Raw genomic sequence first — 19,157 nt, 5'->3', positions numbered from 1 at the left:
TGTTTTTCATAAATATAGAAAGTTTTATTCGTTTGTGGATGTTAAATACTATAATAAAAAAGAGCTGCATTCCTAAAAAAGCAGCTCTTCATTTTTTGTTTCTAACAATTTATTTTTTAGCTTTTACATTAACACCGATCTCGATGTCTTTGCTAATCATCCATTCAGCAGGATCTGCTTCTGAAGTACCGAACTTAATTCCCCAATCAGCTCTGTTAACTGTAAATTTAGCTTCAATAGCAGCTGAATTTTCTGTTACATCCACTTTAGCAGGGAAAGTTACATTCATTGTTTTTCCTGATAAGGTAAGGTTTCCGCTTACTGTTTTATTAGCTCCGGCAATCGCATCTGCAGGTGCTTCTTTCAAATCTGTAACACTTGTAATTTTGAAATCAGAAGTAGGATTTTTCGCTGTATCAAAGAAATCAGGAGTCTTTAAATGCTTTTCAAGATCTTCCGGTTTTTTATCTTTTTCCGTTACTGAAGCCGGGTCTACTTTGATAGAATTCATATCGATCACAAAGTTTCCTGCAGTTAGCTGACCTCCTTCAATGCTTAAATCTCCGGATTTTACATTCAGAGTTCCCCAACGAGGTGCCATACCTCCTTTGTGAGCGGCTTTCCAGTTTACTACAGAAGTTGCAGCATCTACTGTCAATACTTCTCCTTTGCTTTCTGCTACGGTCTGCTCCTGAGTTGCTGTTGCCGTCTCAGCTGCTTTTTCTTTATTACACGATGCTGCAAGCAGTCCTACTGCTACTAATGCAATTACACTAATTTTTTTCATATTATTTAATTGTTTAAAAAATTGTTTTATCAAAATCTAAATATATTTCAAATTTTAAATCTTGAAGTTTCAAAAATAGAAAAACCTTATTATTTATCATCTTAACCTACATCAAGAAAATATTAAAACAGGTATTTTTTCTTCATTCTGATCATTGAAATAGTAAACGGGACTGCATTTAAAATATTTCACTCCATATTAAAATTGCCTATTTTAGCTGTTTAAAATTTAAAATGAACGCTACAAGCTATATAAAACAGATACTCAACATACCTGAAAAAAGCATTAACAATACTCTGCAACTGCTTTCAGAAGACTGTACCATCCCTTTTATCTCACGGTACCGAAAAGATTTCACCGGAAATCTGGATGAAGTACAAATCGAGCAGATTTCAAAGATCAATAAACAGTTTGAAGAAATTGTAAAACGTAAGGAAACGATTTTAAAATCTGTGGAAGAACAAAATGCTTTAACTCCTGAGCTAAAACAGAGAATTGAAGAAAGCTTCGATATTCAGGAACTTGAGGATCTATACCTTCCTTATAAAAAGCGTAAAAAAACCAGGGCAGATGCAGCAAAAGAAAAAGGACTCGAACCTTTAGCCAAAATTATTATGAGTCAGAAAAACAATGACATTCTGTTTCTGGCTTCAAAATATATCAATGATACAGTTGCCTCTGAGGAAGAAGCTCTTCAGGGAGCAAGAGACATTATGGCTGAATGGATCAATGAAAACATGTATGTGCGTAAAAACCTGCGCCGTTTATTTCAACGGAAAGCTACCATTACATCAAAGGTAGTGAAAGCAAAAAAGGATGAGGAAGAAGCCCAGAAATTTTCGCAGTATTTTGAATGGAATGAAAACTTAAACAGAACACCTTCCCACAGGCTTCTGGCTATGTTGAGAGCAGAATCTGAAGGTTTTGTAAAAGTAAATGTAGAAGTGGATAAGGAGGAAGCCATCGATTTCATTGAGAAAGCTGTTATCAAATCTGATAACGAGAGCTCGGATCAGATTGTACTGGCTATAAAAGACAGCTACAAAAGACTTTTAGAGCCTGCTATTTCCAACGAAAGCTTGCAGGAAGCAAAGGAAAAAGCCGATAAGAAGGCCATTGAAATTTTTTCTGAAAATTTAACCCAGTTATTGTTAGCCCCGCCATTGGGTGAAAAGCGTATTTTAGCCATTGATCCGGGTTATAAAAGTGGCTGTAAGGTTGTATGTATTGATGAAAAGGGAGATCTTTTGCATAATGAAACCATTTATCCTCATGCTCCCCAAAACGAAACGGGAATGGCCATGAAAAAGATCCGTTCTATGGTCAATGCTTATCATATTGAGGCGGTTTCTATCGGAAACGGGACTGCAAGCCGAGAAACAGAGTTTTTTATTAAGAAAATTGCTTTTGATAAGCCATTGCAGGTTTTTGTGGTTTCGGAGGCCGGAGCTTCGGTTTATTCTGCGAGCAAAATTGCACGTGAGGAATTTCCGAGTTATGATGTTACCGTTCGTGGAGCGGTTTCTATCGGGAGAAGATTAGCCGATCCTTTAGCCGAGCTGGTGAAAATTGATGCCAAATCTATTGGTGTCGGACAATATCAGCATGATGTAGATCAGACCCAATTGAAAAACGAACTGGATTCTACCGTGATGAAATGTGTAAATTCGGTGGGAATTAACCTGAATACAGCGAGCAAGCCGCTTTTAAGTTATGTTTCGGGAATCGGTGAAAAAATGGCTGAAAATATAGTTAACTACCGGACTGAAAACGGAGCATTTGAAGATCGTAAACAGTTAAAAAAAGTTCCGAGATTAGGAGAAAAGACATTTCAACAGGCCGCTGCGTTTATCAGAATCACCAATGGTAAAAACCCTCTGGATAATTCTGCTGTACACCCTGAAGCCTATGGAATTGTAGAAAAAATGGCAAAAGATCTGGGAATTAAAACTGATGAACTCATCGCCAACAAAGAGAAAATCGCTTTAATCCAACCGGAAAAATACATCACCACGGAAATCGGAATTTTAGGAATACAGGATATTTTAAAAGAACTTGTAAAACCAGGACTTGATCCGCGAAAAGCAGCCAAAATATTTGAATTTGATCCTGGTGTAAAAAGCATTAAAGATTTAAAAACCGGAATGATCCTTCCGGGAATTGTCAACAACATTACAGCCTTCGGGTGTTTTGTAGACCTGGGAATCAAGGAAAGCGGACTAGTCCACATTTCACAATTAAAAGACGGCTTTGTTTCGGATGTAAATGAAGTGGTCAAATTGCACCAGCATGTGAAAGTGAAGGTAACGGAAATTGACGAATCCAGAAAAAGAATTCAGTTGAGCATGATATTATAAAAGATACCCGCTATGAAAATATCGGAAGTTAAAGAAAGGAAAATCATTCACAGACCGACTCAACAATTTGATGAGTGGGGTTACAGAATATACCATGCCTACGAATATTATCTTCCTTATAACCCCGGATACAAAGGAAATGAGACAGAAAGACTTTTTGCAAAAGTGATTGATATGCTTCCTTTCTTTCTCATTTTCTTTATGTTATTTAAAATACATGCACTTATTTCTGTATTGCTTTGTATTCCTGTTGTCATTATTTCAGGAACACTTACAGAAATGTACCGGGGAACAACCTTAGGAAAGAAAATATTTAGAATTAAAGTTCTTAATGATTATGGAAATTATCCCGGCTTCCTTAAATCACTGCAAAGAAATGTTCTATGCCTGGCCAACTTTTATCCTGTTTTCACAGATTATATTCCTCCCAATAGCGCAATAAGATCAGCGGGCACTCAAATGAACTTCAGTATGCACATGAATAATAAAATCTGTAAAACTTACATTGTAAAGGAAAGTAAAATCCCTGAAATTAAAGAACTGTTAAAACCTCAGGAAAGTAACCAGAATCTTTTACTTTAAAGAATATTTGATTGTCTTTGAAAACTTTAATAAACCATACTGATAAAAAACCCGCCCCATTACTGAGGCGGCTGATATAGTTTTATTTAAATTCTTTCGAATCTCTTCTCGGTTCCTTTACTTCCGGCCATTTTACCGTTTCTCCCTTGTCATCCTGCGGCATTACCCTTCTTTCCCTGCTGGTAAATTCAGGATCTTCTGAAGCCATATATGCTAAAGTGGCAGTAAGGATTACATTATTTTTTACTTCATCAAACACAATTTTATCATAGGTATCTTTTGTGGTATGCCATGTATACCCGAAATATCCCCAGTTAAGTGATCCTAACGAAAACCCGGGTACTCCGGCAGCTACAAACGATGCATGATCTGATCCGCCTCCGCCGGGCATTCCCGGAAAGTCTGTTTTGATATTATCTCTTACAGTTTTGGGAGCAGCATTCAGCCATCTTCCGATATAATCATAAGCTTTTACAAATCCCTGGCCACTGATATTCACTACGCGGCCTGTCCCATTATCCTGGTTAAAGGCAGCCTGCACACCCTTCATAATTTCCGGATTATCTGCCACAAAGCCTCTGGAGCCATTCAATCCCTGTTCTTCACTTCCCCAAAGTCCTACAAGTATGGTCCTTTTATTGTTCGGATAATATTTTTTCAATATTCTCATGGTTTCAAGCATGGTCAGCACCCCTGTTCCGTTATCCGTTGCTCCCTGCGCACCGTCCCATGAATCAAGGTGGGCAGAAAGGATTACATATTCATCCGGTTTTTCCTTTCCTTTGATCATTCCGATCGTATTGAAAGTTTTGGCTTCAGGAAGAATTTTTGACTGAGCTTCCACTTTAATTTTAGGTTTTGCTCCTTTTTCTGCCATTCTGAAAAGCATTCCGTAATCTTCCACATCAATATCCAGCATAGGAATTTTTGTTGTTTTAGCTCCAAAAATCCTGTTTGCTCCCATGATTCCGGTCCAGTTGGAAATTGCAATTCCCACGGCTCCTGCTTTTTCCAAAGCATCCGGAAGTGTATTGTTATCATAACCAATGCTATTCACATAATCCTTAAAATCTTTTGAAGCTTTATCTTTTTCGGCTTTTAATTTTTCGTACAGTTCCGGCGTTGCAAATTCTTTGATCTGCTCATCAGAACGACCAATTTTCTGATATTGCGCCATCAATACGATTTTTCCTTTTACAGAAGGCAGCCATTTATCAAATTCAGCTTTGGAAGACACTTTAGGAAGCACTACTACTTCTGCTTCTATCGCTTTTTTAGTAGATGGGCTCCATGCAAGCTGTGTTGCAGACAAAGATTTTACCCGCGGATAAGTCATATCAACATGGGTAATTCCCCTCTGCCATCCTTTCCAGGTTCCGAATTGCTGAAGATTGGCATCGATATCCCATGAACGCAATTTATTAGCCGTCCATTCATTGGCAGCCAGCATTTCCGGAGTACCTACAAGACGGGGCCCGATGCCGTCAAGAAGTTCATAGGCGAGATTCTCCAGCTGGGAATTGTTATTCACTTCATTCACAAAACTTTCTACAACAGGATTAAGTTTTTCCTGTGATTTTGCCGGTGCCTGTCCCCACGAAAACTGCACAGCCAGTACAACAGCCGGCATGGCAAAAAAGGTGTTTATCTTCATAACTTTATAGATTGGAATAAAGATAAAGGAATTCAGGGAAAACTAAAAATGAATGGTGAAAAATTAGCTGTATTAAAGAAAAATATCAGCCGGATGTATTAAGAAGAGAATAAAGTTGATAAAAAAAGCCGGCTCATCGAGCCGGCTTAAAATGATTTATTTTTTTGATTCTTCAACAGAAACTTTTCTGAATTCTTTGAACAATTTGCTTAGTTCCAAAGCTGATTTACGAGCTCTGGTTCCCGCAGCCTTGTTTCCTTTTTCTGCTTGTTGATTTGCTTCAGATGCAAATGCTTCAAATTCCGTGTTGATTTTTTCAATTAATTCTTTCATTATTTTTAAAATTTAGGCTGCAAATATAGGTTTTATGGTGGGTTTTGCAATAGTTGGCTTAAAAAAAATTTCAGAAATAGCAAGAATTGTTAAAATTTAGAATGAATATAGAATACTTTTGGGCTAATATTAACGTACAACTCTATTCCATCAGGTTAAATTGCCCTCATTGAAATAAAAATTGGTACTGCAGAAATAAATAAATTCATTAATCGATATTGATAAAAATTTTTAACAGCTATTCTTTTGAATTCAATAACCGTGTAACTTTGAATAAAAAATTTATGGATATCATTTCAAAATTCACCATAGGATCTGATGAAGGCGTTGCTGATCTTCTTACTATAAAAACAACAGCTATTAACAATCTCTATAAAGAAAAGGTTCCGGATGAGGAAATCAAAAATTATATCGGGAGTTTAGACTCAAGAAAGATGATCAATGAGCTGAATGATTTATCCAATCAACTTATCATAACTTATCTTAATGAGCAACCCATTGCCTACAGCATTTTGAAAAGCGGTTCCGTTTACCCCGGATATTCGGAAGAAAAAAGAATAACGGAATTGAATTTCGTCATTCTTCAGGAATTTGATACTCAGGAAGTAAGGCAATCACTGTGGAAAAAAACAAGATCTGCCATTTCATTTACTGATATCGTATGGATGAATATAGTAACCCATGATCCTTTACTGGAATTTATGAAAGAATCCGGGTTTTCAGTTGCAGAAGATAGTACGATGAAACCTTTTTCGCTGCCTGCTTATCTATTGAAGATGGAACTTTAAATAAAAGCTAATGTTATACTATTTTTTTTCACTCAATCATTTTTTATTAACGCAAAGCTTTTAAATTCGACTGCTATATTTAAGAAAATTAAAGAAAAGCAGCAAACTGCTATGAAGCATTCTTTGGAAAATCTATTTTATAGATTAAAAAACTCGGCTCATTTTAGAGAAATCCGATCCATAATTTTTCTTTGCGATATGAAAACCGGTCATTGAAAGAAACAGAAACAATAAGTCTAAAGTATTAATTCATAAAGTTTCATTGTTGAGCTTTTCATCTCAATGAAACTTTATCAGCCGTATTTTTAACTCATCTTTCATAAAGATCCTGAATTTTTCGGACTCCCCGACCATATAACCAAATTCCTTGTATCCTGTGTTTTCTCAATTCCGACCAAAATGATGGGCGGTATTTTTTTTGATTTTATGAGTTCTGGAAGTGTAGTGGCCATATGAGAAACTCTTGCATTATTCCTCCATCCGCCATATACATTACGGGTAAAGGAACGGAATCTTTGGAATAGCCTTCCGGTGTCCAATATTGATCGTTCTTGTTTCACTAACATATTTTGATTTGATCGTAAAGGTTTCATGAACTGGAACCGGAACATTAGGTCGTGCATCATCGGTGCAATTTGTAAGAAATAAAATTGCTGTTAATAAAAAGTAATAAAATGGTTTTATCTGATTTGTTTTTAAGGATTACATTGTAAAACACAAGTAATAAACTGAGGTTAAGCAATTTCAGTCGAAGATAACAAAAGCTGTTTTAAACCCACTCTTTTATTTAAAATAATTCTAAACAAAGTGAAAATATAATACCCCGAATGCCTATTGTTTAAAGCCTTTTTTTAATCATTTACAAAAAATACAAATAAAAATTACGTAGAAATACTGAATCTTATGTAACAATATCTGATTAATTTCGGATAAATAAAAAACTGATAACTATGGATAGCCTTAAAAAACAAATATTCATTTCTTAAAAAAGAGATGGGTTCTACAATGGTATTCCGAAAAGACTGACAGGTCTTAATCAACTGCATGTTTGACTCCCTCATAAGGAGGAGCTGAAAAATACCTTAACATCAAATTTTAAAGGAATGATTATTATTAACAAAATCCTCAATGTCGACGATTATTATTTCGACGTGTTTATGTCCGTCTCAGAAGCGCTTACCGGTTTTTCTGTGAACGAATTACAGGCTACAGGCCTGGCTGAAACCTATTACACCTACATTTTAGGAAATTTGGAAGCCGCCACTTTTGTAGAATTTCTTACAGTTTCCAAAAATGTGTTTGAAAATTCATTTACCGGAGATCAGTTAAGAAATGCTATTGCCTCCGAAATTATGGCAGATCCCGGAATGAATGATATCGCAGGCAAAGTGATCACCATCTGGTATCTGGGAACCTGGGAAGGAGCTTATATCAATGATCTTTCCTACAAAGAAGGATTGGTCTGGAATGTCATGCACGCCCATCCGCCGGGAGCCAAACAGCCCGGTTACAAATCCTGGAACGTTAAACCTGTAAACAGCAACTCATGAGCCAGACAGACAACAAAAAAGATGTGATCATCGTAGGAACGGGGATTGCAGGATCACTGATCGCGAAACTCCTGACCGATCATGTTTTCGATACGGAAAAAGGGAAAATGATTCACCGTGCAGATGCCGGGAAATCTGAGAACATCCGTGAATTATCGGTATTGATGTTTGAAGCCGGTTTAGAGGCAGGTTTAGAACTGGATTCCGTGTCATCAATGACTAATTATAATGAGTATATGCGTACTTTTTATCGGCAGGAAGCCAAAGTTCCGAATTCACCTTATCCCAACTTAAAACAGGCTCCTTCGCCGAATGTTTTGGATATGGAACCTATCACCCCACCGTTTCCGGATAAAAAGGGATATCTCGTTCAGTTTGGCCCGATGCCGTTTGCAAGCGATGCCATCAGAGTGGGTGGCGGAACAACGCTTCACTGGCTGGGAACAACGCCGAGAATGCTTCCGAATGATTTCTTTTTAAAGGAAAAATACGGAAGAGCTATGGACTGGCCGATTGATTATGATACTTTAAAACCTTATTATGAAATGGCCGAATTTGAAATCGGTGTTTCAGGAAATAAAACAGGAATACCCTATTTCTGAAAGTATGGAACAGTATTATGGAGATTATGTTTTCCCGATGGAAGAAATTCCCCAGAGCTATATGGATCAAAAGATCATGGAAGGTCTTGCCGGAACAAGTGTTCAGTTAAATTTTGAAAATATCCCGTTAACACTGGTTCCTTCTCCACAGGGAAGAAATTCAACTCCCAATCCAAAATACGGAAAAACAAAAATCATTAAAGCTGAAACCACACAGTCAGGATATAAGCTGGTTTTGGACAGCTCAGAAAAAGAAGAATACAAAGCATTGGGCTCAGTCTGGAATCCTTATATGGGAGAACGTTGCGAAGGTAATGCATCCTGCGTTCCGATCTGTCCGGTGCAGGCAAAATACAATGCTTTAAAAACGTTGAAAAAAGCGTTATATAAAGTCAATGAAAATGATAACCTTACCCGTAATCCGTACCTGAAGATTAAAGCCCAGAGTGTTGTTTACAGGTTAAGTGTTGATGATAAAGATCAGATTTCAAAAGTCCATCTGAGAAGATATATTTCAAAAGAGAAAACAGATTTTGTGGAAGAGGCCATTGATACTTCGGATTCCATCGTTATCCTGGCAGCCAATGCTTTTGAAAACCCGAAAATTTTATTGAATTCAAAATATACAGCTATTGAAAACGGTCAGAAAGTTGAAAAAACGGTGGCCAACCGCAGTGATCAGGTAGGAAGGAATTTAATGGATCATATGGTAATGCTGACGTGGGGATTATTCCCTGAGCCGGTTTATCCATACAGAGGTCCGGGTTCTACCACCAATATTTCGTCTTTCCGGGACGGTAATTTCAGAAGTGAATTTTCGGCGTGGATTTCTCCGCTTGATAATTGGGGCTGGAGCTGGCCAACATTTTCACCGGGATCCGATCTTTCGGAATTTTTGAGTGAAGGCCTTTTTGGGGAAGAATTGAAGGAGGCTTTGGCTTACAGGCTTTCAAGACAGGTTTTATTTCATTTTGAAATTGAGCAGCTTCCCAATCCCAACAACAGGGTTACCATCAATGATCAGTACATGGATGCACTGGGCATTCCCCGCCCTGTTATTCATTATGAACTTACAGATTATGAAAAGAGAGCCATGGAGCAGGCTAAACTGGCTTCAGATCAGATGTTTGAAAGATTGGGAATTAAAGATTTCACAAAGTATAATGCAACCGACAACAATACTTTTATGTACAACAATGTGAGGTATTCTTACAACGGAGCCGGCCACATTGTGGGAACTCACAGGATGGGCTCCAATCCGGATGATTCTGTAACGAACAGCTATTGTAAATCCTGGGATCACCCGAATTTATACATCGTCGGAGCCGGAAATATGACGACTCTGGGCACTTCAAACCCTACTTTAACTTTATCTGCATTCACGATCCGTTCGGTGGAATCGATCCTGACTGATCTGGAAATTAAATTAAAAAACTGAAAACATGAGACAAAGACTTATCAATAAAACAGAGCCTCAGGAAACTTTATTAAAAGGGGCGAATATTTCAGGCAGAAATGCAATTGTTGCAGATGCCTTTTCATTATCTTCTTTATTATTTGATTCTGCAATCAGTAAAGCAGATTGGATTGAAGGATTAAAGCATCACAGCAAAACCCTGACTAATCTCTTATTAAATGACCAGACTGAAGGATTTAATGAATATTTAAGTTCGCAGTTCGGATCAGAAGTTCCGGAATTATCAGGTAAAGCTTCCAAAGCTAAAAAAGAATTGGCTGAGATCGATTATCGTCCTGTTTTACAGGATCTTTTGCAAACCGCCATTCTTATCGAGCACTCTACAATCCCGCCTTATCTTACGGCTTTGTATTCGATTAAAGACGGAACCAATGCGTTAGCTTCCCAAATCATCAGGAGTGTTGCCGTTGAAGAAATGCTTCACATGATTATGGTTTGTAATGTAATGAATGCGGTAAGTATTCAGCCTTCTGTCAACAGGCCGCAGAATTATCCCACCTACCCGATGAAATTACCGATGAATGTCGATTTCTATGTAGGTCTGGAAACATTCTCCACAAACAGTATTGCAACCTTTATCGCTATCGAAAGCCCGAGTAATCCTTTGGTGAAAGCTCCGAAATATGATTATGAAACTGAGACAGGCACATTATCATCTAAAAGTGCTTTACAGGAGAACAACTTCTGGACCCTTGAAAATATGAAAGGTTTCATCATGGAAAATGTTCATACCATTGGAGAATATTATGATGTTTTATTCTTTTATATTGTTGTTTTCCAAATTATTGCTTATTACAAAGAGCATGGAAGTCTTCCACAGAGTTTTGAAGAATTAAATACAGGCGGAATTTTTACAGGAGATCCGGCAAAACAGATCCGTCCCGAGCAATATTACGGAAGTGGCGGAAAATTGCATGCTGTAGAAGCTTTAACAGGGGTAATCGCTGTTTTCCAGGAGATCAAGGGACAAGGTGAAGGTGCGGATGATTCTATTTTTGATGTTGATCCTTCCCAGTTTGAAGAAGGTGCGGAATTGGCCCATTATTTCAGATTTAAGGAAGTTTTCCATGAGCATTTTTATGTTGGGGGAAATTATGAACCTTTTATGGATGAAAATGGTATGATGCCGGTAACCACACCACCAACAGGAAAAGAATTACCCGTAGACTGGAATGCAGCTTATCCGATAAAACCCAATCCTAAAATGGCAGATTATCAATCGAATCCGCAATTATATGCACAGGGAAAAGCATTTAACCAGACTTATAAAAATCTATTGGATGCTATTCAGGCTGCAGTAGAAGGCAACGCAAAAGAACTGGAAAAATCGATCATGTATATGTATGCTCTGAAAGAACAGGCTGTCGGATTGATGAACCAGCCTTTGAATGCCCAACAAAATGCAGGGCCAACTTTTGAATATCCTACAAACTAATAACCATAAAAACTATGTATCATGCTTAAAAGAAAAAAAGAAAGCCCCGAAGCGGGAGAACAGTTATTCCGCAAAAGCCCGGATGAAAGTAAAAGCGCTCTGGCAGAAATAATGAATGGATATTCAAAACTTCTTATTGATGATCCGGTGAGGCCATTTAGAGAGGACAACCTGCAGAATATTGAAAACAGTGTAGATTATGGAATTCTGGCAGCACTGGATGGAACATGGGTAAGCTACAACGCCAATTACAATAAAAATGTACCTCATCCATCATTAGCCAGCGGAATCCATACTACGATTATGCCTTCTCCGGGCGCAAATTCAGGTACCATTCCGGGGAAATTCAGTTTTGCCTGTGAAGAATATATTGAGAAATTAACATTTTCCATTGTTCCGGGTGGTGTCCGTAACCGTGGTGGTGCCAGCGAATTGTTTTGTGGAGCCGTTAAATATGAACAAAGCATTAAAAGTGTTAATACCGAAGCAGGACAGGATACTTTAAAATACACTCCTATTCATGAAGAAAACGGCATGTATCTATGGCTGAGTGATGTTTACAATCATGCAGCAACTAAAGAATCTATTGAAAAAGACCGCGGTATTCATGCTTTTTCACAGGAGGATTTTGAAAATTACGGATATAAAGGAGAATACAGAGACGAGCCTCTTGTAAGAGTAACACCTGAAGGGCAGGAAAAGAAATATATCCTTCTAAGTGAATTACAACCGGGACAGCAATATTATGAGATTATCCCGGCCCAGGAATTAAAACCAGGAGCAGGAATCGACGGGCCTTATTTTATCCCTGACTACTCTATTTCGCGAAGTGGTGTTATTCCTCATGGCAGCACGATTACTTTATTGGGAGATATTGCCCCTCAGGGTGGAAGTTATTTAATTAATGGTTCTCCCGAATTCCCTTATGGTAACGCAGCATGGGAAACGGATCACCTTTCTATTTCACGTACTATGGGTGGCGCAGGAGCAAGCTCTGCCAATCCTATTGATCTTGATCAGCCGGCTCCGGCCTGGGTACATGAAAAACTGACTGATGAGAATGATCCCGGTTCAAATAAGATCTATACCCAACGGATATTGGCTGATAATTTATATCCATATTCCGTACGCCCGGATCTGAAGCTTCGGGATACGTTAAGAGGTCAGCAAGTCAGCAATTACGTTCATGTTAAAATGTCATCCAAAATGAAAACCGGAGCACAGGGCGGAATTTTAAACGTCCCTTTTGTGAACCGGTTTGTTCCAACCGTTGAGGTAGATTTCAGATTGTGGATCGAAACCGTGATTGAAAATGGAAAAGAAATACTACAGTTACAATACGAACAGATTGTATTTTTCGAATTTGATTTCGGAAATGACGGCGGTACCACAAGCTGGCCTCACATTCAGGTCAATACGCTTCGTAAACTGGAAGATATTCCTGAAGATCAGAGACGTGTTATCGAAGAGCAGTTCTTTGATGGCAGCAGAATTCATCTGAGTAGCGCCAGTGAAACGGCTGCAGCTGCGGGATGTCCTTATCATAAAGGGTAAATTGCTATAAAATTTCGACGGTGTGATAAAGATATTTTTATAGTCTTCGTTATGGCTTTCCGTAATGAAAAGTTTTAGCGAAATATTAATTTTAGACTACTAATAAAAATCTTTATATGGAAACAATCAAAGCCATTAAACCAGGACCAAAACCTAACAAACCAGACGGAACTCCTGACAGAAGGCAAAGAGTAACACCGGAAACCAAACCGAAACATCCGGAATTGAAACCGCACAAACACAAGCCTGGAGATTCAAAATAGGTTTTGTTTGAACTTAAAATCCCGACGAAAGTTGGGATTTTTTGTATATGACAGGTAAATGATTCAAACCGGATAACTAAATAAAGTAAGATCTACTGACACCCTCTTGTCACAACTCCATCCTATTTTTGTAGAATAATTTTAAATCTTCAAAAATGAATTTAGTATCAATCCGTATTATTACAGCCAATATTGAAAGTTTAGTCCCGTTTTATGAACAAATAACAGGAATTAAGGCAATACAGTATACTCCTGATTTTGCCGAGCTGAAAACACCCACAGCAACTCTTGCGATCGGAAGCACTAAGACCCTGCAGTTTTTTGGTGGCGAAAGCATTGCCCAACCTGCCGAAAACCGTTCTGCAATTATAGAGTTTATGGTTGATGATGTAGAGAAAGAATTTAAGAGGCTGAGAGGCTTTATATCTCCTAACATCGTGCAGGAGCCTGCTACAATGCCGTGGGGTAATCAATCATTACTGTTCAGAGATCCTGATGGTAACCTTATTAACTTTTGGTAATTATACGTTAGTTTACACTAACTTGTTAAAAATAAAAGAGGACTAAAATTAATTAGTCCTCTTAATATTTATTATTCTTTATTAATTAACTCATAGTCTGTTATATACCTCTTTATTTCTTCTGATTTAACAGTTGTTTCAGGATAATATAAAGTCTTTATTGTAAATCGATAGTTTTCTTTTCCAATATTTACATAATCATTTTGTATCTTTTCAAGTATTGAGGTTTCAAATTTACCCCTTATTGAGATATCTTCACTAGGGGCATATATTTTAAAAGAAGGTTCTTTTGCATCAATATCGATCTCCCTAAATATCCCTTCTATTATTTCAATGTCTTCAATAACTTCAAACGATTCATCAATAATTGATTTTGCAATTTTAGCTTTTTCCTCATCTAATATAGCATACTTAACCTCTTTTGTAATAGGATTAGCATATGCAGTACTAAGAGTTGCTTTATTATCAATGATTGTTTTTATAATTAAAGAATATTCTTTTATATATTTCGTGTCTTTAGTAGAATTGATAACTTTCTTAAAGTCCTCTTGATTTTGTGCATTTAATAAATCGATAATTGTATTTATTGCAATATCTTCCTTTTCTAAAAATAAATCATTAGAGTAATTAATCTCAATTGTGATACCTAATGATGCCTGTCTTAGATTTGAAAATTCGAGATATTTATCAGCATTTCTACTATCAAAACCTACTAAATTTTTGATTATATCAACTACAGGCGTAAAAACTTTAAAAAAAGCATATGGCTTTATAGATGATTTTAAATTTTCACTTTGTAAATAAAAATCAAATATTAAATTTTGCTTTTTCTCAGAATAGTTTAAGATATATGTCTCACTTAGTTCAACCTCTTTAATTGAATAATCAAAATTATAATCATACCAATCAGGTACTAAATTGTATTCAGATATTACATTTATGGGGATGAGAAATACATTCAATGCATCACCAGTTCTCAAATCATAATCTATAACATATAAGGAACCATTTTCAGGTTTTGAAAAAGCATGATAAACTGAAATTTTATTTTCAAAAACATTTTGGAGTTTTTCTTTACTTATTTGAAGATAAGATCTTGTTTCAACATCAGCTTCTCCATTAGAATATGTTAAATAACTTAAATAGAAATTTCCAATTTCATCTTGTTCAAGTAATAAGACTGGTTCTTCTGAAAAATCAAAAGCCTCTACCACACTTAAATTAAGTGGGAATTCAGGAATATGATATTTAGAATCAATTGTCATTATACTCAATAATGTTTAATGTATTATTACTTTCAAAATTTGCATTGTCATAAAACCATGTGCTTATATGTCCGTTACTTTCATTTAGTTCAGATTTACCATGTTCTTTAACTAAATTGTATTTGGCAATATAATTTCCTAATTTGTTTCCTCTTTCAATAGAAGCTTTTATGGCATTTTTTGCATTTTCAATAGTATTAAAGAAAGATATTGCATAAGCTTTACATACTTTTTGATATCTAGTGTTTTCTGGATAGAGCTTTGCATATACTAAAAAATCATCATCACAAGGAGTCTCAGACTTTGTGACTCTAAATACTTCAGATTCTAAATCAATTGCCTTATCAGTCGGACATTTATCAGGAAGTTGTTCTTTCCACATAGCACTTATTATATATGATTTGGTGAAACAAATAATTATAAGGCTTTAAATATATAAAATATTCATTACATAGAAGATATGCAAATTTAAAAACTAAAAATATTACTCACAAAAGTATTGATTCACAGATTAAGATTCTTTATCTTTCTTCTTAGGTTTAAAGTTTAAAACCTTTTTCATATTCAAATCGAATTCCACTAATTTAAGCACATGTTTGCCATCAACTAAAGGAATATTATCTATGTAAATTATTTCAGTTCCATCGAATGCAAAGTATTCATAATTTTTCTTTATATCTTCAACATAAAAATAATCTACACCATCTTTTGTAATGTATCTCACATTTTTTTCTTTAAGTGCTTCGCCTAATGACATAATTCTTTATACTTAGTTCGGACATTTGAATTTGACAACAAATATCTGAATTTTTCTTGGTCTGTGACCTTTCTCAGGTTAAATCTATACACAAATTCATCGACATATTTTTGAAGATGCTTTTTTGAAACGTGATTGTACATTCCTGAAACACTTCTTTTCAGTATGTTCCAACTGCCTTCTATGTTGTTTGTGTGTATATTATTGTCCTGCAAACTTACATACTCTTTTTTGGAATGGTCGATTACATTATGAGTATAATATTTATCTAAGCCTTTATAAGCCCACCATTCATCACTAATTAATATTGTTGTTTCTGGATTTACATATCTGCAAATCAAAGGTTGAATACTTTTTCTTTTAGTGTCATTTACTACAAACGCATTCATTTTACCATCTCTTTGCAGCATTCCCATCACAGGAACTTTGTCTTTAAAACTTCGTCCTTGTGAGTCTGGAACCTTCTTGTCCTTGTGACGGTTCTTGTTCTTACCTCCAATAAAAGTTTCGTCACATTCTACAATACCTTCAAGCTCATTATTATTCTCAATACCAAAACAGGCTCTAATTCTTTGTAACATGAACCAGGCTGTTGCCTGTCTTACTCCAATATCTTTTCCTAATTGTATAGAACTAATCCCTTTTTTGTGGGACGTAACAAGCCAAATAGCCATAAACCATTTACGAAGACTAACTTTAGAATTTTCAAACATTGTTCCCGTCTTAACATTAAAATATTTACCTGTATTCTTACATCTATATTGATTATTCTTACACTTATATACTTTTGAATTTTCATCAAAAGGGCTTACAGGAAGTTTGTTCCATTTCAACATTTCCAAATAATCAATGCAATTCTGTTCTGTTGAAAAGGTTTGAGTTAATTCAAATACTGATTTTATGTTGGTGTTAAACATATTTCCTAATTTGTATTCTTAATGATTGTATTAGCAGCATCATAAAGCCAATTAACATTACCTCTATAAAGGCTTTCCATATTATTAATAACAGTCTTGTTAAAAGATTCAATGATCCTGTTTTTACGATCATCAGATATATCTAAAGACTTTATTTTATAAAGAATATCATCTACAACAGATTGAGCATTTTTTTGATTGCTATTATATCTGTTCTGCAAAGTGGTTGCAGCGTTCCCCAAATTAGAAATATCTAATTGTTCAGGATCTTTATACTGATAAGGTTGCCTTGATTGTTGAGAGCTTTTTAAGCTATAATACTCCCATCTTCCAGAGTAACTATTGTATTTTTCATAACCTATGAGGTTTGATGAAGAATCGAAATAATCATATCTGTTATAATATGAGTTATACTTTTTAGTTACAGTTTGGGAAAAGCAAAAAGTTCCCATTAACATAAATAAGGAAAAGATAATTTTTTTCATAAGTGAATTTTCTAATCCACTCAAAACCCAAAGTAGAAATATTTTTGAGGTTAAAATAGAAAGGCGTGGGCTTTGTAGACTACTAATCCTGTTCTGAGGTTCTGACAAAACCTGCCCCAATGATAAATAGCAACATATAACCCACACCATATGGAGTGAGCTTCAGTTACTTTAATCGTGTGGGGCAAAGTGTAGAAACTGTCAGATTTCAGAACCCAGATTAAAATAGCTTAACGCTTTCTTATTCGATAAATATTCCTACAAAAATACAAAAATTATACCTTTTTCACTATATTTGGATAAACTAAAATCATAAAAATTATGAGCAAAATCATTCTTAATTCTCTTCACCAAGACGGTAATATAGTAAGAGAAGGTGTCGTAAAAAATTCTGTTGGGATTGAATTCAAACCCCATGTAGAAGAAAAAATATTGAAAGTAAGAATTATTTACTACAACAATCTTAAAGATAATAAACATGTAGAACATCGTTCTGTATCCATTTGGCACAATGTAGATTTTGAAATTAATCCTAATTTAATATCTTCTCCTAATTTTGACATTTTGGTTGCTATTACTCAAGCTACAATGGGACAAGCTAGAGTATTATTTGTTAACGAAAACCTTCCTAATATTGAAGAATTACCTCAGTTTGTTGATAATAAGGAATTAGCCAATATATTGACAACTTTAATTCAGACCCATTACAATTAATTTTAACTCCCATATCATATCTTTCATTTTTGTGATATGAACTTTTGTTTGTATTTAAATTTTTCCAATTCATATTGTAAATTTTTAAGATTAATAAAAAAAGACCTACTAATTTAATAGTTGGTCTTTGTTGTTTTGTTTTCAATTTATACCTTTGGTGTAAACTGGCGTATAATTACCTAACTTTTTTACTCCTGTAACAAAGGAATCAATAGAAAAATTCACCTCTGAAAAGAAATAAAAGTCAATTGAATTACTATAATGCTAAAAACAAAACAGCCTGCTATAAGCAGCAGACTGTTTTTTATTCCTTACCATTTGTATTCTTTAAGACTAATAAGCCCTGAAGTATTTAATTGATTAATATAACTCTGTTGGGATATTGGTTCACAATAGAGTGTTTCAAGCTTAGTCAGGCCTGTAACATTAATTTTTCTTAACGGATTGTTAGTGAAATCAACTGAAATGAGTTTAGTGAAGGGTCTCAGATCAATTTCAACTATTAAATTATTAGAGAGGTCTATATCTTTCAGTTCCAGGGATCCACGAACTTTCAATTCGGTTAGTTTATTTCTAAAAAGTTGTATTTTTTCCAGTTTAGGTTTATTGCTAAAGTCCATCCTTTGCAGATTATTCGCATTGATACGTATGTCCCGTAACTCTGTAAGTCCTGTAAGATCAACAGTAGACAATTGGTTATTATCCATAAAAATTACTTCCAGCATTGTGCAGCCTTTCAGTTTCAGTTCTGTGATCTGATTATTATTACCATAAACGAATTTCAGGTTCTTCATCCCCTCAAGGTCAACAGTTTTTAAATGATTATCGAGAAAAGCAAAATTTTCAAGATTTGTAAAATTCTTGATGCCTACCACTGACGAAATGTTAGAGCTATTTACATGCAGTTTTTGAACATTTACAACTTCTGATTTTTGAATTTTGCCATCTTTATTGGTGTCAAGACCCTGAGCAATCAAAGCTTCTTTGAAGTTTTCATCAGGAAAAGAAATGGTTTGGGCTTTTATAAGAGTAATACTATAACCCAATAATAAACTGGTCAGGAAAGTATATATTAATTTCATAAGTATTATTTTTTTATAAATTAAAAACAAGGTT

21 protein-coding genes are annotated in these 19,157 nt (G+C 35.4%); 11 read left to right on the top strand and 10 right to left on the bottom strand.

Translation table 11 applies throughout. The features are described from left to right. Positions 1-109: 109 nt before the first annotated feature. On the bottom strand, positions 110-787 hold the full coding sequence (locus AB8P06_RS13570; protein WP_369842537.1) for a YceI family protein: 678 nt from the start codon (positions 785-787) through the stop codon (positions 110-112). A 233-nt stretch (positions 788-1,020) separates the two neighbouring features. On the opposite strand from AB8P06_RS13570, the gene AB8P06_RS13565 reads away from it, so the two are divergent. Both AB8P06_RS13565 and AB8P06_RS13560 read left to right on the top strand, forming a co-directional pair. After that, on the top strand, positions 1,021-3,144 hold the full coding sequence (locus AB8P06_RS13565; RefSeq protein ID WP_369842535.1) for a Tex family protein: 2,124 nt from the start codon (positions 1,021-1,023) through the stop codon (positions 3,142-3,144). Between the two features lie 12 nt (positions 3,145-3,156). Further along, positions 3,157-3,726, top strand: coding sequence for an RDD family protein (locus AB8P06_RS13560; RefSeq protein ID WP_369842533.1), 570 nt, complete (start codon positions 3,157-3,159; stop codon positions 3,724-3,726). An 82-nt stretch (positions 3,727-3,808) separates the two neighbouring features. On the opposite strand, the gene AB8P06_RS13555 is transcribed toward AB8P06_RS13560, so the two are convergent. Both AB8P06_RS13555 and AB8P06_RS13550 read right to left on the bottom strand, forming a co-directional pair. Continuing rightward, complete coding sequence (locus tag AB8P06_RS13555; protein WP_369842531.1) at positions 3,809-5,380, bottom strand: M20/M25/M40 family metallo-hydrolase; 1,572 nt, start codon at positions 5,378-5,380, stop codon at positions 3,809-3,811. A gap of 156 nt (positions 5,381-5,536) precedes the next feature. Further along, the gene (locus AB8P06_RS13550) at positions 5,537-5,713 is read right to left on the bottom strand and encodes a BF3379 family histone-like protein (protein WP_007843402.1); all 177 of its coding nucleotides are present in this window, start codon (positions 5,711-5,713) and stop codon (positions 5,537-5,539) included. Between the two features lie 284 nt (positions 5,714-5,997). Between AB8P06_RS13550 and AB8P06_RS13545 the strand changes: the two genes are divergently transcribed. Then, positions 5,998-6,501, top strand: coding sequence for a hypothetical protein (locus tag AB8P06_RS13545; protein ID WP_369842529.1), 504 nt, complete (start codon positions 5,998-6,000; stop codon positions 6,499-6,501). Between the two features lie 317 nt (positions 6,502-6,818). On the opposite strand, the gene AB8P06_RS13540 is transcribed toward AB8P06_RS13545, so the two are convergent. Beyond that, on the bottom strand, positions 6,819-7,061 hold the full coding sequence (locus AB8P06_RS13540) for a hypothetical protein (RefSeq protein ID WP_369842527.1): 243 nt from the start codon (positions 7,059-7,061) through the stop codon (positions 6,819-6,821). A gap of 543 nt (positions 7,062-7,604) precedes the next feature. Here AB8P06_RS13540 and AB8P06_RS13535 point away from each other — a divergent pair. The 7 genes from AB8P06_RS13535 (at position 7,605) to AB8P06_RS13505 (ending at position 13,903) form a co-directional block, all read left to right on the top strand. Continuing rightward, positions 7,605-8,051, top strand: coding sequence for a hypothetical protein (locus AB8P06_RS13535; RefSeq protein ID WP_369842525.1), 447 nt, complete (start codon positions 7,605-7,607; stop codon positions 8,049-8,051). Then, positions 8,048-8,653 carry a GMC family oxidoreductase gene (locus AB8P06_RS13530; protein ID WP_369842524.1) on the top strand — a complete coding sequence of 202 codons (606 nt, stop codon included), beginning with the start codon at positions 8,048-8,050 and terminating at the stop codon, positions 8,651-8,653. Before AB8P06_RS13535 ends, AB8P06_RS13530 begins: the two co-directional genes overlap by 4 nt. Continuing rightward, on the top strand, positions 8,592-10,091 hold the full coding sequence (locus tag AB8P06_RS13525; protein ID WP_369842522.1) for a GMC oxidoreductase: 1,500 nt from the start codon (positions 8,592-8,594) through the stop codon (positions 10,089-10,091). Before AB8P06_RS13530 ends, AB8P06_RS13525 begins: the two co-directional genes overlap by 62 nt. A gap of 4 nt (positions 10,092-10,095) precedes the next feature. Further along, positions 10,096-11,565, top strand: coding sequence for a ferritin-like domain-containing protein (locus tag AB8P06_RS13520; RefSeq protein WP_369842520.1), 1,470 nt, complete (start codon positions 10,096-10,098; stop codon positions 11,563-11,565). A 21-nt stretch (positions 11,566-11,586) separates the two neighbouring features. Then, complete coding sequence (locus AB8P06_RS13515; RefSeq protein WP_369842518.1) at positions 11,587-13,119, top strand: peroxidase, FMP-type; 1,533 nt, start codon at positions 11,587-11,589, stop codon at positions 13,117-13,119. 116 nt (positions 13,120-13,235) lie between these two features. Beyond that, the gene (locus tag AB8P06_RS13510; protein WP_369842516.1) at positions 13,236-13,382 is read left to right on the top strand and encodes a hypothetical protein; all 147 of its coding nucleotides are present in this window, start codon (positions 13,236-13,238) and stop codon (positions 13,380-13,382) included. Between the two features lie 155 nt (positions 13,383-13,537). Continuing rightward, positions 13,538-13,903 carry a VOC family protein gene (locus AB8P06_RS13505; protein WP_369842514.1) on the top strand — a complete coding sequence of 122 codons (366 nt, stop codon included), beginning with the start codon at positions 13,538-13,540 and terminating at the stop codon, positions 13,901-13,903. Positions 13,904-13,974: 71 nt separating this feature from the next. Here the strand turns inward: AB8P06_RS13505 and AB8P06_RS13500 are convergent, their stop codons facing one another. From AB8P06_RS13500 to AB8P06_RS13480, 5 genes are all read right to left on the bottom strand, one after another. Continuing rightward, positions 13,975-15,168, bottom strand: a complete 1,194-nt coding sequence (locus AB8P06_RS13500) for a DUF6575 domain-containing protein (protein ID WP_369842512.1) — start codon at positions 15,166-15,168, stop codon at positions 13,975-13,977. Next, positions 15,158-15,550, bottom strand: a complete 393-nt coding sequence (locus AB8P06_RS13495) for a hypothetical protein (RefSeq protein WP_369842511.1) — start codon at positions 15,548-15,550, stop codon at positions 15,158-15,160. The genes AB8P06_RS13500 and AB8P06_RS13495 overlap by 11 nt, the downstream gene beginning before the upstream one ends. A 129-nt stretch (positions 15,551-15,679) precedes the next feature. After that, positions 15,680-15,925, bottom strand: a complete 246-nt coding sequence (locus tag AB8P06_RS13490; RefSeq protein ID WP_369842509.1) for a hypothetical protein — start codon at positions 15,923-15,925, stop codon at positions 15,680-15,682. Next, on the bottom strand, positions 15,916-16,842 hold the full coding sequence (locus tag AB8P06_RS13485) for an IS1595 family transposase (RefSeq protein WP_369842508.1): 927 nt from the start codon (positions 16,840-16,842) through the stop codon (positions 15,916-15,918). The genes AB8P06_RS13490 and AB8P06_RS13485 overlap by 10 nt, the downstream gene beginning before the upstream one ends. 5 nt (positions 16,843-16,847) lie before the next feature. After that, positions 16,848-17,327: a hypothetical protein gene (locus AB8P06_RS13480; protein WP_369842506.1), complete on the bottom strand. Its 480-nt coding sequence runs from the start codon at positions 17,325-17,327 to the stop codon at positions 16,848-16,850. Between the two features lie 321 nt (positions 17,328-17,648). Here AB8P06_RS13480 and AB8P06_RS13475 point away from each other — a divergent pair, with 321 nt between their 5' ends. Continuing rightward, on the top strand, positions 17,649-18,041 hold the full coding sequence (locus AB8P06_RS13475; protein ID WP_369842504.1) for a hypothetical protein: 393 nt from the start codon (positions 17,649-17,651) through the stop codon (positions 18,039-18,041). A 311-nt stretch (positions 18,042-18,352) separates the two neighbouring features. Here AB8P06_RS13475 and AB8P06_RS13470 read toward each other — a convergent pair whose 3' ends face one another. Beyond that, entirely contained in the window at positions 18,353-19,123 is a 771-nt protein-coding gene (locus AB8P06_RS13470; RefSeq protein WP_369842502.1) for a leucine-rich repeat domain-containing protein, read from the bottom strand. Positions 19,124-19,157 lie beyond the last annotated feature (34 nt).

It is taken from the genome of Chryseobacterium tongliaonense (assembly GCF_041224435.1).
GTDB lineage: Bacteria > Bacteroidota > Bacteroidia > Flavobacteriales > Weeksellaceae > Chryseobacterium > Chryseobacterium tongliaoense.
Note: the sequence above shows the minus strand (reverse complement) of the source record. Positions and strands in the feature narration are given on the sequence as shown.